Annotated in this window: 24 protein-coding genes, 1 tRNA gene and 1 pseudogene; 9 read left to right on the forward strand and 17 right to left on the reverse strand. The window is 41.5% G+C overall.

Features of this window, described 5'->3' with window-relative positions; all coding sequences use genetic code 11:
- A partial coding sequence (locus tag AC5JL8_RS02105) for an NB-ARC domain-containing protein (RefSeq protein ID WP_495878119.1) occupies nt 1-2,111 on the reverse strand: 2,111 nt, incomplete at its 3' end.
- A gap of 127 nt (nt 2,112-2,238) precedes the next feature.
- Nucleotides 2,239-3,699, reverse strand: coding sequence for a hypothetical protein (locus AC5JL8_RS02110; RefSeq protein WP_495878120.1), 1,461 nt, complete (start codon nt 3,697-3,699; stop codon nt 2,239-2,241).
- Nucleotides 3,700-3,751: 52 nt separating this feature from the next.
- On the opposite strand from AC5JL8_RS02110, the gene AC5JL8_RS02115 reads away from it, so the two are divergent.
- From AC5JL8_RS02115 to AC5JL8_RS02130, 4 genes and pseudogenes are all read left to right on the forward strand, one after another.
- A complete protein-coding gene (locus AC5JL8_RS02115) occupies nt 3,752-4,681 on the forward strand; it encodes a caspase family protein (RefSeq protein WP_495878121.1) in 930 nt (309 codons plus the stop codon).
- A gap of 205 nt (nt 4,682-4,886) precedes the next feature.
- Nucleotides 4,887-5,150: a hypothetical protein gene (locus tag AC5JL8_RS02120; RefSeq protein ID WP_495878122.1), complete on the forward strand. Its 264-nt coding sequence runs from the start codon at nt 4,887-4,889 to the stop codon at nt 5,148-5,150.
- A gap of 91 nt (nt 5,151-5,241) precedes the next feature.
- A pseudogene (locus AC5JL8_RS02125) lies at nt 5,242-6,036 on the forward strand (IS5 family transposase).
- A 43-nt stretch (nt 6,037-6,079) separates the two neighbouring features.
- A complete protein-coding gene (locus AC5JL8_RS02130; protein WP_495878123.1) occupies nt 6,080-6,550 on the forward strand; it encodes a HEAT repeat domain-containing protein in 471 nt (156 codons plus the stop codon).
- A 200-nt stretch (nt 6,551-6,750) separates the two neighbouring features.
- Here AC5JL8_RS02130 and AC5JL8_RS02135 read toward each other — a convergent pair whose 3' ends face one another.
- The 5 genes from AC5JL8_RS02135 to AC5JL8_RS02155 all read right to left on the reverse strand — a co-directional run bounded on the left by AC5JL8_RS02135 (nt 6,751) and on the right by AC5JL8_RS02155 (nt 9,000).
- Nucleotides 6,751-7,137: an HNH endonuclease gene (locus tag AC5JL8_RS02135; protein ID WP_495878124.1), complete on the reverse strand. Its 387-nt coding sequence runs from the start codon at nt 7,135-7,137 to the stop codon at nt 6,751-6,753.
- Between the two features lie 83 nt (nt 7,138-7,220).
- The gene (locus AC5JL8_RS02140; protein ID WP_495878125.1) at nt 7,221-7,841 is read right to left on the reverse strand and encodes a hypothetical protein; all 621 of its coding nucleotides are present in this window, start codon (nt 7,839-7,841) and stop codon (nt 7,221-7,223) included.
- 33 nt (nt 7,842-7,874) lie between these two features.
- Nucleotides 7,875-8,075 (reverse strand): hypothetical protein, encoded by a 201-nt coding sequence (locus AC5JL8_RS02145; RefSeq protein ID WP_495878126.1) that lies wholly within the window; start codon nt 8,073-8,075, stop codon nt 7,875-7,877.
- A gap of 104 nt (nt 8,076-8,179) precedes the next feature.
- On the reverse strand, nt 8,180-8,488 hold the full coding sequence (locus AC5JL8_RS02150; protein WP_495878127.1) for a helix-turn-helix domain-containing protein: 309 nt from the start codon (nt 8,486-8,488) through the stop codon (nt 8,180-8,182).
- Nucleotides 8,485-9,000 (reverse strand): hypothetical protein, encoded by a 516-nt coding sequence (locus tag AC5JL8_RS02155; RefSeq protein WP_495878128.1) that lies wholly within the window; start codon nt 8,998-9,000, stop codon nt 8,485-8,487. The genes AC5JL8_RS02150 and AC5JL8_RS02155 overlap by 4 nt, the downstream gene beginning before the upstream one ends.
- A 172-nt stretch (nt 9,001-9,172) precedes the next feature.
- On the opposite strand from AC5JL8_RS02155, the gene AC5JL8_RS02160 reads away from it, so the two are divergent.
- Complete coding sequence (locus tag AC5JL8_RS02160; RefSeq protein ID WP_495878129.1) at nt 9,173-9,349, forward strand: ribbon-helix-helix domain-containing protein; 177 nt, start codon at nt 9,173-9,175, stop codon at nt 9,347-9,349.
- A gap of 667 nt (nt 9,350-10,016) precedes the next feature.
- Here AC5JL8_RS02160 and AC5JL8_RS02165 read toward each other — a convergent pair.
- Complete coding sequence (locus AC5JL8_RS02165; RefSeq protein ID WP_495878130.1) at nt 10,017-11,054, reverse strand: DUF3616 domain-containing protein; 1,038 nt, start codon at nt 11,052-11,054, stop codon at nt 10,017-10,019.
- A 5-nt stretch (nt 11,055-11,059) separates the two neighbouring features.
- Nucleotides 11,060-13,189 (reverse strand): endonuclease, encoded by a 2,130-nt coding sequence (locus tag AC5JL8_RS02170; RefSeq protein ID WP_495878131.1) that lies wholly within the window; start codon nt 13,187-13,189, stop codon nt 11,060-11,062.
- A gap of 708 nt (nt 13,190-13,897) precedes the next feature.
- On the opposite strand from AC5JL8_RS02170, the gene AC5JL8_RS02175 reads away from it, so the two are divergent.
- Nucleotides 13,898-14,007 (forward strand) — tRNA-OTHER (locus AC5JL8_RS02175).
- Nucleotides 14,008-14,248: 241 nt separating this feature from the next.
- On the opposite strand, the gene pepE is transcribed toward AC5JL8_RS02175, so the two are convergent.
- From pepE to pstS, 5 genes are all read right to left on the reverse strand, one after another.
- The gene (gene pepE / locus AC5JL8_RS02180; RefSeq protein ID WP_495878132.1) at nt 14,249-14,959 is read right to left on the reverse strand and encodes a dipeptidase PepE; all 711 of its coding nucleotides are present in this window, start codon (nt 14,957-14,959) and stop codon (nt 14,249-14,251) included.
- A 208-nt stretch (nt 14,960-15,167) separates the two neighbouring features.
- On the reverse strand, nt 15,168-15,974 hold the full coding sequence (gene pstB, locus AC5JL8_RS02185; protein ID WP_495878133.1) for a phosphate ABC transporter ATP-binding protein PstB: 807 nt from the start codon (nt 15,972-15,974) through the stop codon (nt 15,168-15,170).
- Between the two features lie 55 nt (nt 15,975-16,029).
- Nucleotides 16,030-16,911 carry a phosphate ABC transporter permease PstA gene (gene pstA / locus AC5JL8_RS02190; protein ID WP_495878134.1) on the reverse strand — a complete coding sequence of 294 codons (882 nt, stop codon included), beginning with the start codon at nt 16,909-16,911 and terminating at the stop codon, nt 16,030-16,032.
- A gap of 19 nt (nt 16,912-16,930) precedes the next feature.
- Nucleotides 16,931-17,881 carry a phosphate ABC transporter permease subunit PstC gene (gene pstC / locus AC5JL8_RS02195; protein WP_495878135.1) on the reverse strand — a complete coding sequence of 317 codons (951 nt, stop codon included), beginning with the start codon at nt 17,879-17,881 and terminating at the stop codon, nt 16,931-16,933.
- A gap of 207 nt (nt 17,882-18,088) precedes the next feature.
- Nucleotides 18,089-19,264 carry a phosphate ABC transporter substrate-binding protein PstS gene (pstS, locus tag AC5JL8_RS02200; RefSeq protein ID WP_495878136.1) on the reverse strand — a complete coding sequence of 392 codons (1,176 nt, stop codon included), beginning with the start codon at nt 19,262-19,264 and terminating at the stop codon, nt 18,089-18,091.
- Between the two features lie 674 nt (nt 19,265-19,938).
- Between pstS and AC5JL8_RS02205 the strand changes: the two genes are divergently transcribed.
- Together AC5JL8_RS02205 and lspA are read left to right on the forward strand one after the other, a co-directional pair.
- Nucleotides 19,939-20,529 carry a biotin transporter BioY gene (locus AC5JL8_RS02205; protein WP_495878137.1) on the forward strand — a complete coding sequence of 197 codons (591 nt, stop codon included), beginning with the start codon at nt 19,939-19,941 and terminating at the stop codon, nt 20,527-20,529.
- A gap of 98 nt (nt 20,530-20,627) precedes the next feature.
- Complete coding sequence (lspA, locus tag AC5JL8_RS02210; RefSeq protein ID WP_495878138.1) at nt 20,628-21,104, forward strand: signal peptidase II; 477 nt, start codon at nt 20,628-20,630, stop codon at nt 21,102-21,104.
- Nucleotides 21,105-21,456: 352 nt separating this feature from the next.
- Here the strand turns inward: lspA and AC5JL8_RS02215 are convergent, their stop codons facing one another.
- Nucleotides 21,457-22,065: a hypothetical protein gene (locus tag AC5JL8_RS02215; RefSeq protein WP_495878139.1), complete on the reverse strand. Its 609-nt coding sequence runs from the start codon at nt 22,063-22,065 to the stop codon at nt 21,457-21,459.
- A gap of 434 nt (nt 22,066-22,499) precedes the next feature.
- On the opposite strand from AC5JL8_RS02215, the gene AC5JL8_RS02220 reads away from it, so the two are divergent.
- Nucleotides 22,500-24,767 carry a transglycosylase domain-containing protein gene (locus tag AC5JL8_RS02220; protein WP_495878140.1) on the forward strand — a complete coding sequence of 756 codons (2,268 nt, stop codon included), beginning with the start codon at nt 22,500-22,502 and terminating at the stop codon, nt 24,765-24,767.
- Between the two features lie 121 nt (nt 24,768-24,888).
- Here the strand turns inward: AC5JL8_RS02220 and AC5JL8_RS02225 are convergent, their stop codons facing one another.
- Together AC5JL8_RS02225 and AC5JL8_RS02230 are read right to left on the reverse strand one after the other, a co-directional pair.
- Nucleotides 24,889-26,373 carry a DUF4335 domain-containing protein gene (locus tag AC5JL8_RS02225; RefSeq protein WP_495878141.1) on the reverse strand — a complete coding sequence of 495 codons (1,485 nt, stop codon included), beginning with the start codon at nt 26,371-26,373 and terminating at the stop codon, nt 24,889-24,891.
- The gene (locus AC5JL8_RS02230; RefSeq protein ID WP_495878142.1) at nt 26,370-26,996 is read right to left on the reverse strand and encodes a DUF3038 domain-containing protein; all 627 of its coding nucleotides are present in this window, start codon (nt 26,994-26,996) and stop codon (nt 26,370-26,372) included. Before AC5JL8_RS02230 ends, AC5JL8_RS02225 begins: the two co-directional genes overlap by 4 nt.
- Nucleotides 26,997-27,000 lie beyond the last annotated feature (4 nt).

Raw genomic sequence — 27,000 nt, forward strand, 5'->3', positions numbered from 1 at the left:
TTTAAATCCCACACTCTCAGGGTATTGTCAGCCGATGCGGAAACAGCACTGCACCTGTCTGGGTTGATGGCTAGGGCAAAGACCGAATCCTCATGCCCCTCTAGGGTGTGCAGGCAAAGCCCAGAGTTTAAATCCCACACTCTCAGGGTATTGTCAGCCGATGCGGAAACAGCACTGCACCTGTCTGGGTTGATGGCTAGGGCAAAGACCGAATCCTCATGCCCCTCTAGGGTGTGCAGGCAAAGCCCAGAGTTTAAATCCCACACTCTCAGGGTATTGTCATCGGATGCGGAAACAGCACTGCGCCTGTCTGGGGTGATGGCTACGGCATTGACCGAATCCTCATGCCCCTCTAGGGTACAACGTAAAAGTCCACCAGCCTGATGCAAACTCGGAGTCAATGGACGTAACCAGCTAGTTTGCGGGGGATGCTCCAGCATGGTTTTAATCCCTGGCATTTCCTGACTCATCAACCGACCATATAATTGGCTCCACAGTTGTTTGGGGTCTTTTGCTATGGCTTGAAGACTCAGTAAAATTGCCTGCTGCACTAAACGTAATTCTTCATCTTCTGGAAATGTATAAAAATCTGCAATTAAAGAACTGGCATTAGTGGCTTCCAGTTTGGCTTGCAACCAGTTAAATTCCAGCAATAGTTGCCGAAATTCTTCTCGGCGGTTGGCTTGCAGCAGATGGTAGCCCAATTGCTCAAAAAAGTACCCATCTTTGGGGCCTGTTGCCCAGCCATCGGCACATTTACTTTCGTAAGCTTGCAGTAGTTGTCCGTGTAACGCTGGTAAGTTATTGGCTTGCTTTCGCACATAATCAAGTTGGAGGTCATGGAGACTCAGGCGACCTGATTGATCTTTCTGCGCCAGTGAACGATTCACCAGTGTTGTAACAATTTCATCTACATCTAATTCATCCAATCCTTCCGGTTCCCAGAATGTCTGTAAAACTCCTACCGGAATGGGAGTATCTTCGGGAAATACAGCAAAATTTAGGTATCGTTCTTTTATCTCTGGCTCTAGGGCATCGACGCTTACCTGAATTGCCCGCAGCAAGTCTGGATAAGGATACTCTGGGAACTGCTGCTTAATTTTTTCTAAGTCAGCATTTTTTAATCGTTTTAGCAACCCTCCCCAGAGATTGGGTTTACCTTTAGCCATTGCTCCCACCATTGCCAGAGCCAATGGTAAATTTTTACACTCCTCTACTACCGCCTTAGCCTCACTCGGAAGAGTTTTTACTGCTTGCTCTGAAGCTTGTGCTAATAATTCTAGTGCTTGCTCATTACTCAACAAGCCCAACGGATACTCTTGTGAACCCAGCTTTTGAATGATTTCGGCATTACGAGTAGTAATAAGTATATGGCTGGTTTCACCTAAACCTGTAAAAGCCTCAGCGTGTTTCAGATCCCAAATATCATCCAAAATCAACAAGCAAGCTTTGCCTTTCAACAAATTACCCAAGAAAATCTTGCCTTCCTGAACATCTTTAAATTGTGTTGGCTCTCCTGTTAACGCCCCTACAATCGAAGCTTGTAGATTGATCAAAATAGGTGTTTGACCAAGTGTTACCCAAACAATACCATGACAAAATCGTCGCCTTACTTCTTCATCCCGTGCTAGTTCTGCGGCTAACGTGGATTTACCCAGCCCACCCATCCCCTGCAAACCAACCATCCGCCTAGTACTTGTCAGTGCGACGATCTGGTTTGATTCACCCACCACTAATTTTTTTAATGAGTTAATTTCCTCTGGACGAGGTAAAAAGCTGAGTGGTCGCTGTGGTACGGTAGCACTCAACTCACCCAACCCATCCGCACCCGTAAGGTTAGTGGGAGGCTTCTCATCTGGCTGTGGTAAAACTTCTCGTAAAACTTGCCTCAGTGTTTCAGCATCTGTACCTTGGTAAATACGATCGCCTATATGAACATCTCCCCCAGTTATCTGCCCAATATTGGTGTTGAACTTGCCCGTTTGGGATACTGACTGTACTACACCGTCAGCTATTTTTAGCGATCGCCGCAGTTCTTCAATATCTGCCTCAGTCTGATTACCCTTCAGGATGCGCTCAAGAATTTCACTGAGATGATTGTGATTAGTCACACTAATTCCTATTCTTAATTACTGAGTTAAAAATATTTTAGGCTTTTTCGTCTTTGGTAGCTAATTTGCGCTAAAAGACAAAAATTTACTTATAAATTGCTGATACTGTGAATTGCTGCTGATGATACTATGAGCTTGATTCATCAGCTTTGCGGGCTACTTGTGTGACCACGTTCCGAGTAGCTTCTGCACCAAAACCCAATGCTAATAAAGCAAAATAATCACCCCAACCATTACCTCCAAAGGTGGGCTTAGTCCAATATAAATGGTTAAAACCACTACCAGCAAGCACAGTAAAGGAAACCAGATAACTGGAGAGATAAAACAATTTCAACCGCCCATTAGCAGTTCGCCATAAGCTGGTGATCGCCTTTCCTGTTTTAGTATAAAATGGAACTTTATAAGGCTCTTTTTCTGATACTGACGGAGCTTGAATAACCATACCCACTTCAGAACCACCATCAATACCTTTTTCTACATCTAAAATCTGAATCTCTAACGCCTTAACTTTTTCTATACCTGTATTTATTTCCGATTGTAAATTTTGTATTTCCGCTTCTTGAGCAGGCATGATCATATGTAATCTCTGCGTTAATTCAGATGCTTTATCTTCCCAGTCATAGCGTTGGTTAATATCTTCTAACCCTGCTATTAAGTTTTTTAGTTTTTCTAGCTGCGTTTTTAGCTGAATATAAGTATTAATTTGTTGAGATATTTTATCTAGAACTTGCTGCAATTCATTCGCTGTTGAGAAAACAGGAGCATTTTGTAAAGCTTGTTCTAAATCTCGATCTATAACTTGAATATAGAGAGCCAATGTATCTTCTTTTAAGTCCTCTCGGTTAAGGCGTTCACGGAGTTTATCATAATAGCGGAACAGAATCTGCCAATCAGGACGTTGCTTTAACCATTTATGCCAAACTTCCTTCGCATTATTAACTGCTGCTTGAGCCTCAACAATTTGTTTAGCATCACGTGCTTGTTTGGCAATATTAAGATAGATATCAGCGCGTGACCAGAATGAGCGTGCCTCTACCTTATCCGCAGTAATTTGGGTATGCAAATTCTCTAAGTTAACTGTTACCTCATCACTTAACTTACCTTGACTGCTATAGGCAGAAACCGCCATACCAATGATGACTCCCAACATTAATACAGCCAGAGGTAATGGCCAAGGATCTTTGAGCCTGACAATCACAGGAATGGTTTTTTCTCCAGCTTCATAGCTCAATACTATTTCACCTGTAAATTCTCCACTGGAAGAATTAGGCAAATCAAACTGGATTGGTAAACTAATGAGTTCTTGAGGAGTAATTTGAGTAGTTGGTGAAGTGAATTTAATTGCACGTGCTGGTAAAACAGTGCTATTATCAGCACTCAATAAATCAGAAGTAACTATTTTTAAAGTATTTATTTTTTCGTTAGTCCGCAGTGTAATCGTGCGGGTGATACTATCTCCCTTTGTTGCGTTGACTGTAATTGCTTTAGGGTTAGTTACAACCTCTGCTTGAGCCAAAGCTGGAAATTCCATCAAAAGAACTAATGATAAAAATAAAATTTTTGTAATATCAAAATGCCTAATTTTCATACCTAAAGATAGATGCTAAATTATAGCCATACTATCTGATACCTAATCAAAAGTGAACAAACTCTTTAGCCAAGGTCATGCCTGTATTGTTGGGGTTGGTGGTGATTTACCCAACACCGTAGATGATGCTGTCGGTTTTGCCAATATCCTCAAAGACCCAGAACGCTGCGCTTATTTACCTGAACAGGTACATTTATTGACTAAAGAACAGGCAAACCGAGATGGAATCCTTGCAGCATTAGACCAATTAGCTCAATCAACTACGCCTGATTCCACGGTAATTGTCTATTTTTCTGGACATGGTTATCAGGTCAATAGCCCCATCGGAGAAGCGTATTACCTAATGCCTTTTGGCTATGACCAGGCCAAATTACATAAAACTGCGATTAGTGGTACAGAATTTATCACCAAGCTACAGGCAATTTCCGCGAAAAAGCTGTTGGTATTACTGGACTGTTGCCATGCTGGTGGATTAGGAGATACATCAAAGTTAGGGTATGAAGCTGAAAAAGCACCCCTTCCGCCAGAGGCTCAAACTTTGTTTAATGAAGGGAAAGGACGAGTTGCGATCGCTTCCTCCCAAGCCGATGAAAAATCCCTGGCTGGCAGACCCTACAGTGCTTTTACACTAGCATTAATTGAAGCCTTAGCAGGTAAAGGAGCTTCGCAAAAAGATGGTTATGTGCGGGTTGCAGATTTAGCTATGTATGCGCGTGAAGTAGTACCGAGAAGAACACGCGAGCGGCAGCATCCCATTCTCAATTTTGAGCAAGCTGATAACTTTATTCTGGCATACTATGCAGGCGGTGAAACTGAGCCGAAAGGATTACCCTTTGACGGTGAACCAGAAATTGAACCTGAGCCTGGGGCTTTTAATAAGCAAGGTACTAATAACCAAATCATTCAGAATGTAAATCAGCATAATGGAAAATACAACATTAACATTGGTCAAGCTAATGGCTTGCGAATAGGAGATGGTTAATTAATATCAACAGGCTTTCTGTCATTCAACTATAACTGTACCAATGAAAAGTAAAAATTCACTCTAATTGTATCCAATCATTTTTTAATAATGACATTAGAAAAAAAATGATAAAGTTTTACTTATATACTTGCATTAGTAAAATTGCTTTGTAATCTCGTGCCATATACTACTGCCAATTACTCACACCTACCTGGAGGAAGTTTTGAATAGAGCCAGCAAAGTAGAAGCAATTCTCCACGCATGGTTAGAATTCATGGCTTTAGTGGATTTGAATAATGCCAAAGTTCCAAGTAATGAGGCTGTGTTGAGTGGTGTAGAGCTAAATGGTAATTTGGTAAAAATTAATCAAAGTAATTTTGCTGAAATTAAACGGAAAGTTAGCGAAGAAACTGGTCAAGAAGACACTATTTGGGTTTTATCATTTCCTCAACTCTCAACTGTCAACCAGGGGAAATCTGAGTATTAGAGGCTATTTATAAAGTAAATCTAAAACTGAGAAGAAAGAATTTACAACAAGGATAAGATACCTGATACACAGTGTATTTACATAGTTGCTCATGATGCGAAAGGCTTACCCTACAGACTTAACTGATATGGAGTGGGAAATCCTGGCTAAGTTGATTCCACCAGCCAAAAAAGGAGGCCATCCTCGCACAACAGACATGCGTGAAATATGCAATGCCATCTATTATCATTTGAAAACTGGATGTCAATGGAATATGCTGCCGGGGGACTTCCCTCCAAGCTCAACGGTATATAACTACTACCGCAAATGGCAGCGTAAAGGGGTTTGGGAAAAGCTAAACCATACACTGCGCGGTCAAGTTCGCTCGAAATTAGGTAAATCAACTCAACCAACAGCAATCGCCGCAGACAGTCAGTCAATCAAAACTGACCAAAAAAGGGGGATGTGTACGGTTTTGATGGCGGTAAAAAGATAAAAGGGCGGAAGCGGCAAACTTTGGTTGATAGCCTGGGATTATTGTTGAAAGTGGTTGTAAGTGAAGCAAATGTCCCAGAACGATTAGTTGCTGCCTATGCTTTGATGGAATTGTTAGAGGAGCGTCCTGAATTACTCGAAAAAGTTGAAGTTTTATGGGTTGATTCCGGTTATGACGGTGATAAATTTGCTCTTTGTGTTTGGTTGATGATCCAAGCTCATGTTGAAGTCATACGGCGTACTGAGCCAGAATTTCAGGTTTTACCGAAACGCTGGGTAGTTGAAAGAACATTCGGGTGGTTTAACCAATATCATCGTCGAGCGCAAGGATTATGAGCGTTTACCTGAAATGAGTGAAGCTGCTATATATGCTGTCATGACTCGGATTATGTTGCGTCGCCTTGTAGCCTAAAGATTTACTTTATAAATAATCTCTCAACGACTCTAATTTTTGGATGAAATGGAAAGCAGCATCAGCATTCGCGTTGGGCAAAATTGGCAATTCCCAAGCGGTAGATGCTTTAATCTCTGCCCTCAACCACTCAAATAGTGACGTGAGAGGCTATGCAGCATTCGCGTTGGGTAAGATTGGCAATTCCCAAGCGGTAGATGCTTTAATCTCTGCCCTCAACGACTTAGATAGTCACGTGAGAAGTTATGCAGCACAGGCGTTGGGCAAGATTGGTAATCAAGAAATTTTGGCAAAAGTAATACAAAATCCTGAAATTGATATTTATGAGCCTGATATTTTTTCTTTAGCAAGAATGCTGGCTGTTCGTTTCAGTAAGCAAAAATTACCTTTCATTCCTGTTTACCCTGAGACAATTAAATATTCACCAATAACTGCATATAGCAATCGTCTATTTACCTTCATACAGCACACATTGAGTAATTACAGCAGTTTCGATATTCGTGAAATACTGTAGAGACGTTATATGTAACGTCTCTACATAGTTTTGGATTTTACGCTTGTACCTCATGTAGCCAAAATATGCTGTAATGCCAGCTATGTACTAAAAATTAAATTACTCATCTGTTATTAATTGCCAACAATGGGTAAAGTCTATTATTAATGCCTATAGATAGGGCGATCGCCCATAGTAGACGGAATGCGATCGCCAACAATTTAATCCCAAACAAATGATTTCCAGTTGACAGGGATTAAACCTTTCTTGACAAGTTTATTTCTCATACCATCATGCTTTCGATCAAGACGTAGCGCATGGCATACAGGGCAAAGGGTTCTTAAATTAGATGCATGATTGCTACCACCAGAAGATAAAGGAAGAATGTGATCAATGTGAGCAACCTTAAGATTGACTTCACCCATGCATAAGCCGTGAATTTTTGGAGGTGCATCTGTTGGACTTTGACAAATCCCGCGATCGCGCTTGTAAATACATTTTCGTGTCAGTTCCCATTGCTCTAGCGGTTGTCGCCGCCACCAATACACTGGGAGGTTTGGATGCTGACGACGTTGCTTAATTTGCAGGTAGAGTGTGATTGATGACATGACGTGACACAACCTGACTTAAGATGACGTGACTCAACGTAACTAGACGCTACTGGACTGGACACAACAGAAGACGACATGTATTAAACAATGGCAAAATTAGTCAGTTCAAAACGCCCATAACCAATGCTTTGCCTACCATCACCAATACCTACTAAAGTGCCAGCATTGATAATAGCGGTCTCTAAGGACTTTCTATCAACCACGACTGAATCCCAAAGAATAGTAAATGAACAGTGCCATCCAGGTTTCACAGCAACGCGGTAACGGATATTCCTAGCTTTAGTTGATGGGTTACGCACGCCAATGACTTCAACGTAGCTATCAGGCAATTTCTCATTTTTGATAGTTCCTGCCTCAATCACTTGCGGTGGATCGGGCAACTTAATTGGCCCGTCACTATTACAGATGTAAATCTGGTCATCCATAACTTGTAACGTGCTGGCAATATCTGTCAGTAAGTTACTTTTACCCCGCTTAACAGTTTTGCCTCCATACTTGATACAACCGAAAAAGTATGTCGGAAGTAAAAATAACTGGCGTTCTTCATCCATGAGAACTGTCTTTCTCCACTCATTGGGGCTATTGCCAGCAACACCATCTTTCTCAGTTGCTTCTAGTGGTAAAGCATCAATGCCAAAATGGTGTATGGCAAGTGTTCTAGTTCCTAAAATGGTGACTTTGGCTTGAAGAATGTTTGCCATGTTTAAAATGAACGGCGTAAATTTGACGTGCAGTTAATTGGAAGCCAACTGCTCTTGTTGCTCTACTAGCGGATTGAAAATAATTGCTAAAGTCCCATTTGGAATTAGCCGCCTGAGTGCCTGTAAATGAGCTTCTGCATCACTGCGGCGGCGAAAACGCCCGATAATTTGATACTCCATATTCGGAAAATGGCGAACGATACACCAAGGGCTTAATCTCTCAGCGTAGGTCACAATAACCTCCTACAAATACTTGTTTCATAGATAAAAGCCACCCTACAGCGAGAGTGGCTTATCAAAAAATGTCAGGACGACATTGAAATTTATTGACTTTTCAATTAATGCTGACTTTGTTTGAGGGCACAAAGCATTTCCAGAAATTCTTCTGGAATTTCCTCGAAGTTTTCTAGCAGGAAGTCCATAAGGGCCAGATGGCGTAAATCACTGGACATGGGACTGCGGTAATTGCGACCTTTAGAGAACCAACGCCGGACGGTTGAAAGTGAGCGAGAGCAAATCCGAGCGATCGCTTCATGATTGACATCCCATTTGGCATAAAAATTATTGGGTGTCATTCCTAGTTGACAATTGCTATAGAGGTCAATCAAATTTTGCTCTCTTGCTTGTAAAGGACGCGGATTAGTCATAGCTGCGATCCTTCTAGTGGCTCTAAATCTTCTTCCCAGGCCATGTCAGCGGATGTCCAAGTGGCGCTAGGGCTATCTTTGCTCAACCAGATCAGGTAACACCAATTCCAGCAGCAAAGATGGGGAGCAAAGCTGTAAAATCTGCCAATCACAGTTCCCCAGTCAGTGTCAGAACCGAGCCAACGCAGTCGATCCCCGTATAAAAAGCGGGGTGTCTTTGCTGTATTTGCGAAGTCTTCAGGTAAATCAGCAGAATCTGGAGAAAATTTCTGGTGGAGTAATTTTGCTAGTGAATACTGCTGTTTTTGAGCTATCGCACTCATATAATTAGCGATCAGTTCAGAATTCAGGCTTTGGGCTAGTTGAGTAATCAGAACCGCTGCTAAGGTTTCTTGTTCTGGCGGCTCACAGTAATCGCTAAGTTTTGCCAATAGTTCAGCGATCGCGAAGTCATCTAAGGCTTGTAGATAACCTCTGTATTCATCTGTTTTATTGCAAACAGGCTTTAACATGGAATATGTCTCCTGTATAAGGGAGCCGAAAGCCAGCGTTCAACTTTCCTAGGGCCGACGCTGGCTTTTGACGTTATAAGTAATTATACGCAATTTTTGTGTTTTTAAATGTGAATTTATGTGTTATAAGGCTTAAAGCGTAAAAACACACAAGAAAGCTTATGATAGTCACATGGGAAAAGTAACTGTAACTATTTACATGGAAGAACAAGACAAAGAAGCTCTACAGCAACTAGCGGATGCAGAAGAGCGTTCTTTGTCTCAAATGGCAGTGTTAATTCTGAAACGAGCAATTAAAAAAGCACGGGAGGAAGGAATAATACCACCGACTCAGGGAGAAGGAAAATGAAGCTTAGTATAGATAAGTAGCAGCTTGTCGCCAGCGATCGCACTCTGGCTCAAGTATTTAACCTCGTTATATCCTATTGAGCAGACTAGCTAATGTTTAAAAGCGATCCTGTGCCCAATGCACCAGTAGCTACCATACAAATACTATTGCGATCGCTGAGTTGATTTCACAGCAGTAACATAATGCAGTCGCGATCGCAGAACTGGCATAACCAGTGGATGGACTGGCAGATAATTATGAACCTAAGCCAGGCGAATTAGAGGCTTAAATTACTTATTTATTGCTGCTCGGTAAACTAGTCTCTAGATATATTTGTGTGAGTCATGCGATCGCTCCACTAACCATAATTTTGCGGATCACTTGGATCATCAGATACGGATCATATTCATCAACCAAACAAATCCAGTCCTCAGATAGACTGGCTTTTATCACAACGTGCTTAACTCGAACTCAGCTTCATTTACAAGCTTTGCGAAGGCTGATGCCAAGCTTGGCTTATGAGGGAATCTAGTTTGTAGTCAGCACTAAAGTGCTGAAATTGCGGACTAAAGTCCTGACTACGAACTTTTTCTTCTTTGACAAGCTTCAGCTTTTAGCCTTAACTGAACTGTATTGGCTCATAAATAACAATTATTAACCCCTAAAACTCATCCTACTTAGCGAATTATTACGGCGCAACCGAGATTTCTATAAACTGGCCAGGAACTTGGCAACTAGACTCAGAGTCACCCCTATCTCCATCTATTAAAATGTAAGCTTTATCTCCTATGATCGCTAATCCTTCCGATGAAGCTGGTAGGGATTGAACAATTTCAGGACGAACCTTTGCATTTGGTTTTAAGTTCTTAATGGGTAATTTCCAAAGCACAAAGTTATTCTTTTCGTCCTCTGGCCCACCTGCAATCCCCCAAATTAAGTTCCCATTTTTAGTTAGTTCTCTAATGCCTCGCCCCTGTAAGTCGAGTAACACAGCTTGCTCAAATCGGTATTCATTAAGATTTTCCAACTTGAGAAGGATAGCCCAAGTTTTATCTTCGAGCGAGGCGAGTGGGGAGCGTAGTCCCAGCCAGACTTGTGCTTCAGATTCTGAAGGAATTGCTACTGCCCCCTCTACATTGAAAGCGTTAGCCTTTTGACAAGCTTCTTTATCGCCTTGAGCAAGATTGGCTGACTTTTCGGCTTTATCAATCGTTCCAGCAATAACTTGAAGCAATTTATTCTTCTTGAGAACTTCTGGAGCAAACAAGGTTTGCGAGTTAATTTTGTCGATTTGAATAGCGTTGCTAGTTGATTTGATGCTCTGGGTTAAGACTTGAGCCTGTAAAAACCTTTGACGGTTTTTCTTCACCTCACACTTACTATTACGACTGTAAGAACCAAAAATTAATACCCGATTATCACCTAAACTAGTAATAGCTTCGATATCACTAATTTCTGTTCCTTCTAAGCTGAGTTTTTTTTGAACAGTAGCCTCTAGATTTCCTGAGTTAATAGGATAAGCAAAAAGAGATTCTTGATTTTCATTATCCCCAATCAACAGACAACGACCATTAGAATTAGGGCAAGAAATCCGAGTCACTGCTGAGGGTTCGCAAACAGGAAATTCGCCTAGCGTCCTGGGCATTGCGGTAGCTTGGGCACTCCATAGCAATGAAGAAAGAAAGTATCCCAGGCTAATGAAAAGAAAGATTCGTAAAATTTTCATAGTAGCTATCCTAGCCCCAAGCGGAAGTCAATTTTATCTGCCCATTCCGGAAAGTCGATGAGGGGATTGCGATTGCCCTGCTTTTTATAAATAGCCATATTTCGATGTTTTTCGTGTTCAGTCACAGGGAAACTTTGATGCCACTTCAGCAAGGTTTCCAGGCGTTGGGCTTCGTATTCATTACTTTTATTGTCAATTTGCCCCGGATAGCGCAGTAAGAAGTAAAATGTTGCTCGCGCTACCTCTCCCTTGCCATTTCCTGGCTCAAATTTTTTCCCCTCAGACTTGCCACAGTTGGTACGCATTGCTTCTTCAAAGTCAGGAAAGTCGTAGTAAGGGGTGTTACCTCGGAAGCTGTTACAGACAGACTCACAAGCAAATAAGTGGTGCAGATCTCCCCGCATAGGTTCTTTCTTTTGAAACCAAGATTGAGGTACGACGTGTTCGCAGTTGTAGCGCAATTCTGATTCCAACAGATCGATCTGCTCGCTCAGTTGAACGGTATTGCCGAAAGATTCAGAGCGTATTAGCTCTTGCAAGCGAGCAGATCGCTCACGCTCGATTTCTAAATCTTCCCGAATAATTTGCTCAGGCTCGAATTTTAACCGCGAATAGATACTGCGAATTGTCAGATCGGGTTGTAGGTCTACCCAAGGATAGAGCCTAGATCGCGGATTATAAGATAACAGCTGTGTGTGAGTAGTGCGGAGCAGATCCTTTAATTCTTTGAATAACTCCCCTGAGTTAAGTGATGAAGCTCTATCAATTAGATTGCCATAATAATTATTTCGCTCAGTGCGATCGCCGACTTCATCGTAATAAGGAATTGTTCCCCGACGGACTCGTTCTAAAAGTTGCAGTTCTTGAGCTAGTTCAGGATCAGTTTTAATATCTGGCTGAGTATCGTCTCGGTGGCTGTCATTTGGGGGTTGAGATGACACGTTACCTGATTGAGGTACACGAGCAGAGGAAATAGCTAGATCTCCTAGCCGCACGCTCACCTGAAGCGGAATTGTCCAAGTAATGCTGCCGTCACTAGCAAGATTGGCCGACTTGGCAAAGATTTTAGGTGTTTGTTCCTTGATTGCTTCTGGTGAAGGTGGGAGATGATCAAACATCTCATCTCGCAGTCGGCGCTGTGTTGGAGAGAGGTTTTGCTGCTTGATATACTTAACGATGCGGCTGATGCGAATGCCTTCGTTCGCTTCCCAGGCAATTCTATCTTCTCCTATTTGAGGAGTCCACACTTGCCCATCAATTGCTAGAATATTGCCCTGCTCATCTTTTCGAGGAACACCTGAGTGGTGTAGACCGACTACTTCCCACTGATCGTTAAAGACAGGAGACCCAGAAGAGCCAGGGGCTGTATCCGTTTGGTAGTGAAGGAAATCATCGAATAAATCGACTAGCTGATTTTCCCGCAATGCCAGTTGCTTCGGCTGCCCAGATGGGTGTTGAATGATGTTGACATACTCTCCTAAAATGGCTTTGCCCTCTTCTTCAATCAAGCGATTCCAGCCAAAAGTCGCTAGAGGAGGTTGTCCATTAGAACTATCTTTAACCGCCACTAAACTAAAATCAAGATGCTTGTCGGTAACAAAGAAGGTGTCAGGATTTAGTTCATAGGTGTAAGACTGGAGCATTTGCCCTCCTACACCACTTTGGTAATTAAACTCTATCAAACTAAAACCTGCTTCCTGGGCATTTGAAAGTACATGGTTGTTAGTCAGCAAGAGGCAAGGAGAAACCATGAAGCCTGTGCCATAGCCGACGAGACGGTTGCTATTATTACGGATAAGAATGCGACCAATGGAACGGGAGACACTTAACCCATATTCTAGGTAACTCACGCTCATTAGATCGCTCTGACCAAGAATGCGTTCCTGAACCAAGCGATTGAAATTTTCTGGGGATAGGATTTTAACTCCAGCAAGTTCAGGTTGACTTTCTTCGGCGATCATTGTGACAGCCAGAGGATGGTTAGCAATTCGTTCCAGTCTCTTTGTGACTCGCTCTGGAGTATCTACAGTTAGTAAATTCCCAGTTTCTAACTCCCTGAGGTGTTCTTCTCGTTCTTGGTGACGCTGTTTGTACCGTGCTGTGGTTTCTTGGATTAACTGATAGGTAATAGCCATATATGGAGATGAAATTTTACTAGTGGAAGTGGCTGTCTCAGTGTTGCCTTCAAACTACATAAGCTATGGTTCTGATGTGCTAACTATGACTCACAGCTAAGTATTACTTTTATGCAGGGTATCAGCTTTTGTAAAAATTTTTCACAATTGAGGCGATGCAGAAGCTCATTTACAATGATTGCGAAGGCTAATGCCAGGCTTGGCTTTAGCATTTGTTTCCATACAATAGTGAAGTAGCAAGATAAACTTGCTTCAAAGTAATCTCGCTTATCCGGTAAAACCGCCACTAGAACACCGATTCAGTATTCAGAATCATGACTAAAAATCCGATTTTTTGATGCTGTAACAAGGAATCTTTGGTTGTATAAGACGTTAAAACAGGGTTTCTCAGTCTCGTATTTTATTAGTGAATCGGTGTTCTAGCAATATATAATGTCTCACCTATCGCCGCTATCCAAGGTCAATCTACAACTTAAAGAGCGTCGCTGACACCCAAGTTTTCCAGTTTAGTTAATAGAAACGCCAGCACATTTACAAGCGCGATCGCTGTGGATATCAAAGTCCAATCGATGATGTTCCTACTAAAGATGAGTTATGCATGAGTGAAGTATACCCAATTGAGTCCTGGTTGCTCCTGAAGTAGCCTTATTTTTATGATCGAGGTCAATAAGAATTGAAAAGTCAGGAGACTTTAACATTTAGCAAATTGGGCGTAATTTGGGTGTAAAAATTATTCCAATAAGCTGAAATGCTTATATAATAAGGATTCTATATAGCCTTCCAAGCTATTAATGCGGGTTCGATTCCCGCCGCCCGCTTAGAAAATGAAAACCCTGGAAACTAAGTGTTTCAGGGTTTTTAGCTTTCAAGAATAGATTCAGTGATTAGATAAGTTCTAACTCTGGATTTGCAAGTGAGAAAAGATTAAGCCTGCTAACCCAAGATTTTTTATAGCTATCGAGTAAATTAAGAATTACAGTTAACCAGCATGAATTTTTCTTGTTGACTAGCTGATATTTATGAAGGCGTATCCTTTCCAGAAAATTTTAATCCTAATTCTTAAAGAAGGAAATCAAGGTTAGCGTGGGAATCGTATTTGATCGTTGCTTCGCCGAACTTAAACAGATGCAGGGGTTTATCACCAATTAATTTCATGGATGAACCTTCAATATGCAACATAGTTCCCTCCTTTAATCCAACAACAAACACATCACGATTTACCGCTAAAAATTCCCGTATCCTTTGCTCTCTTGTTTCTCCTTGATGATTTGGAATAATTACATCTGTATAATGAGGATTTATTTGAAAAGGTACTAGATTTAATCCACTAAAACTTGCAGGTTCAATGATGGGCATATCGTTGCTTGTTTTTAATGTAGGACAAGCTGCATTTGAACCTGCACTCCACCCAATATAAGGAGTCCCGTCATTTACTTTTTCTGTTATAGTTTCAATGATTCCAGTTTTGTGCAACCAATGAAAAAGATGAAAAGTGTTTCCACCTCCAATTAATATTGCTTCTGCTTTTTTGACTAATTCGTGATAATTTTCTGCTAAATGAATTGCATCAATGTCATAACCTATATTTTTAAATACTTGTGTGACTTTTGCGGTGTATTCATCAAAAGTTGTAGTTACACCTGCAAAAGGAATAAATACTATTCTTTTGACAAATTTGCCTAAAAATTTTTGAATTTCTTGTTGGGCATAAAACAAGTAATCTTCATTAAAATTTGTGGAATTACTCAGCAATAATAATCTTTTTTTCATAAAAAAATCCCACTATATTGTTACTTAATAATGGGTAAATATTGCGTGACTGTTAACTAATAACAGCCACATCTTAATTTTTTAGCGTAAGTTAGAAGGAAATTGCTATAGTAAATGATTTTATCAGCCATTAAAAATACATTATTTTAGCAAAAAAACCTTTAATATTTCTAAACTTCACTATTGTAACCTTGAGAATGTGCAATATTTAACCAAATCTACCACTAACATAATCCCTAGTGTCTTCCTGTTTAGGATTGTTAAAAATTACTTCTGTCGCGTCAAATTCTACTAAATAGCCGCTACGGCCTCCTTTATCTGTCTGTTGAACATTAAAAAAGGCTGTCTTATCAGATACCCGTGCGGCTTGTTGCATGTTATGGGTAACTATGACAAAGGTGTATTGCTCTTTAAGTTCGTGAATCAGTTCTTCAATCCGCAGTGTAGAGATAGGGTCAAGGGCAGAGCAAGGTTCATCCATAAGTATGATTTCAGGTTGCACCGCGATCGCCCGCGCAATGCATAAGCGCTGTTGTTGTCCACCAGATAAAGATAAGCCGCTTTGCTTCAGTTTATCTTTTACTTCATCCCACAAAGCTGCCTGGCGGAGGCTCCGCTCTACTAATTCATCCATATTGCCTTTGTAACCGTTGATTCTGGCTCCAAAAGCAATATTTTCATAAATTGATTTCGGAAATGGGTTCGGTCTTTGAAATACCATCCCAATCCGGCGACGCACCTCTACAGGATCTATATCGGATGCGTACAAGTTTTTATTGTAATAATAAACTTTACCGTCTGCCCGAAATGATTCAATTAAGTCGTTGAGACGGTTATAACATCTCAGCAACGTACTTTTACCGCAACCAGAAGGGCCGATAAAAGCTGTAACCTGATTTTTTGGGATATCTAGCCAAATATCCCGCACAGCTAAAAAGTTTCCGTAGTAAACATTTAGGCTTTCTGTACGTAAAACTGTTTCGGTACCATTAACTGTGCTAGTGTTCGTAACCATAAATAGTCTAGTGTAAGTTTGAGGGATAGTAATGCGCCCTTGAAATAATGTTTCACTAAGCTTTCTGGCGAGTTGCCCACCGAGCGATGATACTAGTGATTAACACCATCAGCACCAAAATTAGAGACGCTGCCCAAGCTAGTGACTGTAAATTTTTAAAGGGAGTAGTTGCGAAGTTATAAACCAAAACAGCAAGAGATGCTGTTGGTTGAAATAAGCTATTAGGCCAAAACGGGGAAAATAGTGCAGTAAAAAGTAAAGGGGCAGTTTCTCCTGCTGCCCGCGCGATCGCTAATGTTGATCCAGTGACAATTGCTGGTAAAGCAGCCGGCAATACAACTTGTGTCACCGTTTGGAAGTTAGTAGCGCCTAATCCTACAGATGCTTGTCGTAAATCTTGCGATACTAATTGCAAGGCTTCGTCAGTAGTTCGCACAATTATTGGCAACATCAAAATTGCCAGTGCAAAACCGCCACCTATAGCTGAGTAGGAACCTAAGTTGAGCTTCACCAAAGTCAAAACTACAATTCCGTAGGCAAATACCCCAGCAATAATTGAGGGGACTCCGCTGAGGATATTAGTAGCAAAACGTATCCACCTTGCTATTTTACCAGAACTAAATTCTGTTAAATAAATTGCAGCTAAAACACCAAATGGAATGCTAATTAATGCTCCAATCCCTACCATCAGCAGTGTTCCTAAAATGGCATTACCAAAGCCACCTCCCTTTCTGAGTGGTGCGGGTGGCAGTTCGGTAAAAACGCTGGGACTAAGACTGCTGAAGCCTTGAATAATGACATAAGAAAGCACTGCTAGCAAAGGCAGAAGCGCCAACATCCCACATATAAAGCTGATAACGGTCATCGCTGTGTTAAACAGCGTCCTTTTAGACATGGGGGAGCGAGTCAGGCTGCTTTCTGGGAAACTCGAAGACATAATTCAACTCACAACAACGCTAAATTCGCTTCATTCGCAGAACAATCAACTCGGCCAGAATATTGACTATAAGCGTTAAGATAAACAACACTAAGGCAGCATACATTAAAGCTGAAATTTGGAGACCGCTAGCTTCAGAAAATTGATTTGCCAGTAGTGAAGAAATTGTATTGGCTGGAGCTAAAAGAGAGAGACTAATATTGTTAGAATTGCCAATCAACATTGTTACAGCCATTGTTTCTCCCATTGCCCGGCCGAGTGCCAGCATGACAGCACTAACTATGCCTGAAAAGGCAGTTGGAATAATAACTTGAAAGATTGTTTCCCAACGAGTTGCTCCTAATCCCACAGATGCTTGGCGTAAACTAGAGGGAACAGAAATCAATGCATCACGAGATATGGCTGTGATGATTGGTAAAGTCATAATCGCTAAAATAACTCCCGCAGGCAACATTCCTGGGCCTGTAGGAGGAGTGCTAAAAATTGGCAAAAAGCCCAAGTGATTATTGAGCCATCTTCCCATGTTAGTTATGATTGGTATCAAAACGAAAATGCCCCATATTCCGTAGACAACGCTAGGAATTGCGGCGAGAAGTTCTACCAAAAATACCAAGATAATACGCACTGTTGCTGGGAGAAAATTCTCACTCAACAAAATAGCGGTGCCAACACCAATTGGTACAGCTAACAATAAACCAATAAAGGAACTGACTAGAGTTCCATAAATTTGAGGTAGCACCCCATAGTCATTACTAACAGGGTTCCAAGTACTTTGAGCTAAAAACCTAGCACCAAACTCTTGAATGGCAGGCCAAGCTCCTATAGCAACTTGTAACGTAATCCACAATAATGTGGCAGCGATCGCCAATGCAAAAATCCGAGTCAGCCAAATAAAGCTCCGATCTAATGACTTTTCTGTTTCCGAGCGATTTTTAATCGCTGATGCCATATTCTGAGTATTTGTAGCCATGACTACCGATTTTAACAATTAGATCACAAAATAATGTGTGAGGGAACCAGACTTTAATAAAATTGCCGCCAGAGAATCTGTTAAACCAGAGATTAAGATTCCAACTTTTTTGAAATGTTGAGAAAGTTACAAGTCTAGTAACTTAGTCAATCAAGTTCTGACTAGATACTCCATGCTGTAGCTGTTGACTTTTGACTATAAATATTACTACTTGCTAGCGCTGGTACCACCGCCAACAGCAATTTTATAGTCTGGACTAATTTGATCAGCAGTAGCAGCCACTTTTGTAATTACGTTTTGAGGTAAAGGAACATAACCTAGTTCAGGAGCAATTTTTTGACCCTCAGTTAAAGCGTACTCGATCATGGCTTCCATTGCCTTGCCTTTGGCAGCTTCTGGATACTGCTTGTAAGCCATAATCCAAGTATACGTAACTATGGGATAAGAATCTGCACCTTCTGGATCTGCAATAAAGGCACGAAGATTTGCTGGTAGAGTTACTGCTTCTAGGGTTTTAGATGCCGACTCCTCGTTAGCTGTGACTATGTTGCCGCTTTTGTTTTCCAAAGCAGCAAACTTAATATTGTTTTGCTTGGCGTAACCGTACTCAATATAACCAATAGAACCTGGAGTTTGTTGGATTTGGGCAGTAACACCTTCATTGCCTTTACCACCAACTCCCACAGGCCAATTTACGCTTTTGCCTTCTCCAACTTTACTTTTCCATTCTGGGCTGATAGCGCTGAGGTGTTTTGTGAACACACCAGTGGTTCCACTGCCATCAGAACGGTACACAACCGTGATTGGCTGGTTAGGAAGATTCACGCCTGGGTTAGCGGCAGCAATTTTCGGATCGTTCCAAGTTTTGATTTTGCCTAGTAAAATATCGGTGTAAACTGCCCGTGGCAGCTTGAGTTCTGCAACATCTGGCAAGTTGTAGGCTAGTACAATACTACCAGCAGCCACAGGTAGTAAAATGACGCCTCTTTGCACTTTCTGGATTTCTTCATCTTTCATGGCAACATCGCTGGCACCAAAATCTACAGTACCTTTGAGAAACTGTTCAACTCCAGCACCGCTACCAACTGACTGATAGTTAACTTGCAAGTTAGGATATTTTTTGTTCAAGTCAGTGAACCAACTTGCGTACAGAGGTGCTGGAAAAGATGCGCCTGCCCCTGTTAAAGATACGTTACCACCTAGATCCAATTTTCTGGTTGAGCTAGAGGCAGCAGTATCTGTAGCAGTACCAGTTTGTTCCTTAGTGCCAGTACTATCTGAGGTTTGCTGTCCGCCGCAGGCAGCTAGGCTAATCGTCAGCGCTAACACTGAAATAGAAGCTGTTAAACGGTTATTTTTTATAGTATTGAAGTGTGAGAACATCGCGCTTAATTTTAGTCAAATTCCAAGTGAGCGTTTCTAAGATACCTCTAAAAGGTAAACTCTAAGGTAAACAAGAGGTTAACAAAGTGAAAAATATTTGTTTGTTTTTGATGAATTTCTCAAATTTAGATACTTATTTGTTGATAAATTTTATACTTTTATTTTTTAAGATGTAACAAATAATGCTTGGTTGATTATGTACAAAAGATTTACAAAATTGATTTGTTAATGTAGCTTGGTTGCTCAATTAATAGAAAAACATGTTAAAAATTTATCAAATCTGGTATAATTAAGCGCTTAAAAATTTTTGGCAGGGAGTTATGATAAATTCCCTATTCCAGCGTGAGTGGATATAAAACTGATAGTTGAAATAAGTTTCCCAACTTTAAAAGGCAGGGGGAGTGATCGCCTAAATCTAAGTCAAAGAAATATCTAAAAATGCTGTTGGGCGAACTACAGGCAGTAAGCTAAAAAGCAACAATGGTCAACACTAAGTTGCTTATAGGTTTATAGGCATCAAACTCAAATTGCAACAACCGAAGAATTATAACTAAAAAGCCAAAACAAAATATGTTACTTCTTAATGTGTCAGTACCAATTTTATCTTTATATTAATGCTTATAGTGGTTGCCGTATATTTTCTTGCTTGCCTTTTTTCTTTTATCTTAATATAAATGTTTGCCGCTTCCAATCAATTGCTATGGTCCATGATTGGCTTACTCCTAACAATAGGTGGCACCTTTTTAGAAGCCTATGGCATCACCTTACCTTGGAGTTGGAGTAAGCACGGAATTCAGACTTTTTCTTTAGGTGTCAGCTATCAAATTGGCGCAGTGCTACTGGTTGGTTGTTTAGGAGGAAAAAATGCTGGTGCACTCTCGCAAATCGCTTATTTAGTTATGGGATTAACATTGTTACCAGTTTTTTCACAGGGTGGCGGAATTGGTTATGTCAAGTTCTCTCACTTTGGTTATCTGTTGGGTTTTATTCCTGGAGCTTGGATTTGTGGCTTTTTAGCCTTTAAAGCTAGACCTAAACTAGAAACTCTCGTGTTTAGTTGTCTTTGTGGCTTGTTATCTATCCACGTCTGCGGTATTACTTATTTGATTATCAGCTATTTTTTTCAGTGGAAAGGCACAGAAAATTTGACATTGATGACGCAAGCAATTCTTAGATACTCTTGGTTAGCGTTGCCAGGGCAATTTGCTGTAGTTTGTGCCGTCACGGTAATAGCATATATATTACGTCACTTAATGTTTTATTAGTTAATGATTAATTAATGACCTGAGTATTATGTGCAATTCATAACACTTAGTGCTCAGTTGTCAGATTGCCTGTCTTACCCATTCAGCATCAATTAGCTATGCGTTTAAAAAATCGTCTGTTCTGGATTGCTGCCTTCATAACTTTTTTCATAGACCAACTCACAAAATACTGGGTTGTGCAAACTTTCAAATTGGGACAGACACTACCACTTTTACCAGAAATCTTTCACCTTACCTATGTTACTAACACAGGTGCAGCTTTTAGTCTTTTAAGTGGAAAAGTAGAGTGGTTGCGTTGGCTATCTTTAGGAGTAAGTTTGATTTTGATAGGGCTGGCATTATTTGGGCCAGTGTTAAATATTTGGGATCAGTTAGGCTATGGTTTGATTTTGGGTGGAGCTATGGGCAATGGCATTGATCGGTTTATTTTAGGCTACGTTGTTGATTTTCTAGATTTTCGATTAATTAATTTTGCTGTATTTAATATGGCTGATTCATTTATAAGTATTGGCATTGTTTGTTTACTAATTGCTTCCTGGCAAAAAACACCAACTTCTACTCACAGATCAAGATAAGTCTCACTCATGAGGGTAACTGTAGGATTCACCCCCTTCAGGGCCATTAGTTATACCAATTCTTCAAAAAGAGGCAACAGATGATGACGCTCTAACGTGGAGGCGGGGAGACGCGGAGATTTATGTGTATGTGTAGCCAGATTTTAGAGAAAGGGTGTTAAATGACTAAATCGGCGGGTTACTATCCCTATTATCTTTTCAAGGGATAAAATTTCCGCCGATTAATTTTTTTAAATATGCCTCAGCTTTTAACTACTACTAGCAAGAGCTTTTGGCAAACCACCATCCGAAACTTGGCTAGGAGAACTAATGCTTAGTTAAATGGTGTTTTATTTGTTACTTTGTTACTATGCTATGGGTTAGTTCTACCTGGTGCTGGAGTTACGCTACCAGGAGTGCCAGACTCAGGGTTGGTAGTGCTTCCTGGTGTTGGAGTTACACTGCCAGGAGTGCCAGACTCAGGGTTGATATTGGTGCTGCCTGGTGCTGGAGTTACGCTACCAGGAGTGCCAGACTCAGGATTGATATTAGTGGTGCCTGGTGCTGGGGTTGTATCAGAAGGACTAGTCCCTGGTGTGGTAGTAGTGTCTGGTGCTGGAGTTGTCCCAGAAGGGCTAGACTCAGGAGTGATATTGGTGTTTGGTGCTGGAGTTAAACTACCAGGAGTGCCAGACTCAGGGGTGGTAGTGCTTCCTGGCTCAGTTGTGCTTCCTGGCTCAGTTGTGCTTCCTGGAGCTGGGGGCGTGAGTGGTGTGCCGCCCTCACAGCGTGAATTCATCGGAGAACGTTCACACAGAATTTTCATGCCTTCTGGTGACATCTTGATTTCCGTTGCTGAAGTAGCAGATGAGCTATTGGATTGGGCTACAGTAGTGGATTTACTTGATTCGGCAACAGCTATATTACCAGTTAGCGCCAAAGTTAGAGCTGTACCAATCAGGCTCAGAGATTTTCCCTTCATTCTGAAATTAACCTCAACGGAACACTCCGCCCATTAAATCAGACAACGGAATTTAGAAAATCTGCCTAAATGAGGATGTATATTTTTGCTGAGAAATATGTGGTTAAGTTAAAGCAATAAATTTTACATTGTTTATTTCTTGATTAATAGTTCTTTGCAATACAAAAACAATTTGCTCTTTTGTGCTTTTTAGACTAGTAATAGTAATAAAATCAGCACTTTAGAGCCGCAAGCAGAGTAGTTAACTATGTAAATAAGTAATCACTACAAATAACGTATAAACCGCTTACTGAATATTAAATTGGTGTAATATAAAATCAAAAAAAATCCGTACAGTCAATTTCTGCTTATGCTTATGAGTAAAATGGTGTAAGACCAGCATTAAGATTGTAATTCGCCCGACTGTTTATTAATAACTGTGATGTGAATATCCGATGAGTTCCCCCCAACCCCCACAAAAGCCACAAACCTTACTTGGTCAACTGACTCAAGCAGTACATACAATTCAAGCTAGGGTTGACTTTTCTAAACTGGCGCTCAAGCCTAATGCTAAAGTACCGGAACTCTGGGTGCAGGATGCGGGGGCTGATAAGGCGGAGATATATCCACTGTTGGGCGATCGCTATATATTAGGTCGCAGTTCCAAATCCTGCGATATAGTCATCCGTAACCCGGTAGTCAGCCAAATTCACCTGTCATTATCACGGGATTCCACACAACGTACCCCGGTTTTCGTCATTAAAGATGAAAACTCGACCAATGGCATCTATCGCGGTAAACGGCGGATAACTTCTCTAGAATTACGTCACGGCGATATTCTCACCTTGGGCCCCCCAGAACTTGCGGCTTCCGTGCGCCTGCAATATGTCGATCCACCAGCTTGGTATGTTAAAGCGGCAACTTGGACAACTTATGGCGTTGGTGGTGTCAGTGCTTTGTTAGCTTTAGTGATTGGCGTCGAATGGCTAAAATTTTCAGTAAGAATACCAACAGCTACTCGCGCTCCAGTAATAGTTTACGCCCGTGATGGAGCCACCCCGCTGCGTGAGCCAAGAACCACGTCTCACGTAGACATGAAGGGGTTAGAGGACTTTGGCCCTTATTTGGCAGCAGCAGTAGTAGCCTCAGAGGATAGTCGTTATTACTGGCACTTTGGGGTTGATCCATTGGGAATTTTGCGAGCTGTGGTGATTAATAGCCGTACTGGAGATGTGCAGCAAGGTGCTAGCACAGTTACCCAGCAAGTCGCTCGTAGTTTATTCCGCGAGTATGTAGGCAGGCAGGATTCTCTAGGGCGTAAATTGCGTGAGGCAATTGTTGCTTTAAAGCTAGAAACGTTTTACAGCAAAGATGAAATTTTACTGACTTATTTGAATCGAGTTTTTTTGGGAGCTGATACCTCTGGTTTTGAAGATGCTGCCCATTATTACTTTGATAAATCTGCAAAAGAATTAACGTTGGCAGAAGCAGCAACTTTGGTGGGAATTTTACCAGGCCCTAATTCCTTCGATTTTTGTGGGGATGGCCCGAATAAGCTAGAAGCAGCTGAATATCGCAATCGTGTAATTAAGCGGATGCTGGAAATGGGCAAAATCAAGCCAGAGGAGGCGAATCGAGCCAGGCGATCAACGGTTCAAGTTAGCCCTAAAGTCTGTGAACAGCAAGCCAAAACAATTAGTCCTTACTTTTATAGTTACGTCTTTCAAGAACTTGAATCTATTTTGGGAGAAGGAGCGGCAAAAGAAGGCAATTATATTATCGAAACCCAGCTAGATCCAGCAATTCAGGCACAAGCAGAAGCGGCTTTGCGGAATTCAGTCAATAATGCTGGTACAAATTTTGGTTTTTCGCAAGGGGCGATCGTTACCTTAGATTCCAGCACTGGCGGTATCCTGGCTATGGTGGGTGGCACAGATTACAAAAAAACTCAATTCAATCGCGCCGTACAAGCCAAAAGGCAACCAGGTTCCACTTTTAAAATTTTTGCTTACACTGCGGCTCTTCAGCAGGGAATTCCTGCATTTAAAAGTTATTCTTGTTCTCCTTTAACTTGGCAAGGCTTTACCTACAAACCCTGTAGGTCTGGTGCTGATATTAGTTTAGATATAGCCACAGGACTGGCTCTTTCAGAAAATCCGATCGCCCTGCGAGTTGCGCGAGAAATCGGGCTGGATAAAGTGGTAGCAATGGCGCAACGTTTAGGGATAAAATCAGCGCTCGATCCAGTTCCCGGCTTAGTGTTGGGTCAAAGTGTGGTCAATGTTTTGGAGATGACTGGTGCTTTTGGTGCAATTGCCAATCGCGGTGTGTGGAATCCTCCCCATGCAATTAGCCGAATTTTAGACAGCAGTGATTGCCGCGATCGCAAAGATTTAAAGACCTGCCGTGTCATTTACTCCTTTAACCAAGATCGTGACGCCAACAAACGAGTGCTGCCCGTTGGAGTAGCCCAAGAAATGACTAGTTTGATGCGGGGGGTAGTTACAAGAGGTACTGGTCGCAGTGCTGCTATTGCGTTAGGGGAAGCTGGTAAAACTGGTACAACGGATAAAAACGTTGACTTGTGGTTCATCGGCTTTATTCCCAGTCGGCGGCTTGTTACTGGCGTTTGGCTAGGAAACGATAATAATTCCCCCACATCCGGCAGTAGCGCTCAAGCAGCTCAGTTATGGGGAAATTATATGCGTAGAATTACCAAGTAGAAGCTAGAAGGTAGAAGACTAAAAATCTTTGAGAACCTCAGGCTTCATACCTTATTTTGAATCGGGGGTTTAAATCCCCAACTGAAAATGTTTTGAATTTTGAATTTTGAATTTTGAATTGTTAACGGTATCCCCGCCAAGGAGTGATTTCTAATTTACCGCTAGGCTGAAATACTACTTGAAAGTGAGCAAGAGGTTCTTTGTTATTTGGAGCCACTAGATTGGAACCGTAAGCTGCTTGTAACATCTTAGGCAGAGGAGTTTCCCTAGAATAATCATAGGCAACTTGGTTGAGTGGTTCATAATCAGCGATCGCGCCTTTTTTGTTGACTGCGACCCGATATTTCAAAGATTCTCCAAAGCTAGGTGTACCACCCCAGTTTTGGCGAACTGTAGTATAAAACTTCTGGCTTAAATTTTTGACTGTTTTAGCATCAGTAATTTTTTTGCCAATAACTTCTGGTGTTTTAGTGTAACCCCGCCAAGGGCTAACTTCCAGCACACCTGTTCTAGTTAAGACTACTTTAAATTGGGCGATTGGTTCGTTGTTAGCAAAGCTACGGTTAGCAGGATTATAAAGTAGATTAGGCAGAGGAGTTTTCTCCACTTCTTCATTTGCCTTGTGATTCACTGCTTTATAACCGATGATTGCACCATCCGTAGCCACACCCACACGATAGACTAAATCCGCTTTGAATAGTGAACGATTAGTCCAAGCTGGATTAATTTGGTTATATACTTGGCGATTCAATGCACGTAGTTGAGAGGCATCAGTAATTTCGGGGACTGTATTTAAAAGTGCTTCTAAATCTTTAACTGTAGATGTAGATGTAGATATAGTTGTCGGTGTGGGAGTTGGTGTTGTAATTGCAGCAGACGTGGGCGTCGGAGTGACAGTGGGCGTTACAGCCGATGTAGGATCTGGAGACTGGGCAGTAGCCGGAGTAGCGCTTGGTGTAGCATTAGGCGCTGTAGAGCTAGTTTGGTCTTCTGGCTTCGGCTCTGGTGGACGTACCTGTGGGGATGGAATGAAGCTTAAGGCAAGTGCTGCCACCGCCAAACTCGAAACTCCAATACCAGCTGGTACTGCCTGCTTGAGTAGAGCTTGACTGGCAACACCACTACGTCTGGCAACTGGTTGTAATTCCAGTGATAACTCTGGTAAAGTTTGGCTATCAGCAAAAAACTGATCCACCGCTTCCACTAAATCAAATAACTGTACCGTATTCAAATCTATTTGAATAGGCTCTCTATTGGGGTTGTTATTGAAACCTTCTGCTTCTGGCTCAGAATGTACAATCAACCTGTGTCGATTGATATCTATTTTCTGTAACTCTACTAGCTCTGAGTCTTGATTGTGTGCTTGTGGGTTTGGTACATTACTCAAAAATTCTTGAGCATAAGCACTAACTGCTCTTACCAAACTTTCAAAAAACTCCCTTCCTCCGACTAAGGGCTGATTATAGCTAGTTAAATAGCATTCCGCATTTACTAATATTGACAGTTCGGGGCGCAACTCTTGAAAGTGTGTAGCCCTACTCGCATCACTTAAACCCTCTAACAGCAACGTACAATTAGGTAGACTATACTTACGTTGAATATTCATTCTATTTCACCGTCAAAAAGACTAATCCAGAACCGCTGCATTCCAGCAGTACCTGTACAAAATAGTAATTGTCCCAATAAATTTATAGCCAGTTCATCTAATTTTTCATCAGAACTTAATGCTAGTACGCCAGAACGTCGGGCACTCATTCTGCTCCTAAAATGCGTTCTAAACCGCTCTAGATAATTAGATAGTCGCAAGTTTTGTTCTAGCGGGAGCTGTTTGTCATGCATTTGCTGATAGATCATCAATAATTGTCGGATGACAACTGTTAAACGCCGCGCTATGTAACAAGCAATAACGACTAATGCTTTCGCCTCCATAATGCTTAAGGGGCGACGCATATGCGCTCTTCGTAGTGGGTTAGAGCTACGCATCCGCCATAAATTTACCCTATCTTTGATAATTCCTTTTAGCTCTAATTCTTCAGCAAAAGCCAGGATAGCTTCAGAACCACCAAGCTCCAAAGCTTCAATAGCCAGTAAAATTAGATCGATTTGTACGCGAGTTCTTCGGGGGCATCCTTGTCCCTCAGTCGCCGGATCAGGTAAGGTGTCCAGAATCATCGGCAATGACTGAGAGGTTGGACTGTTGAACGGCGTTAAACTTGCGGAGACATTCATGCTA

The organism is Mojavia sp. (assembly GCF_059505145.1).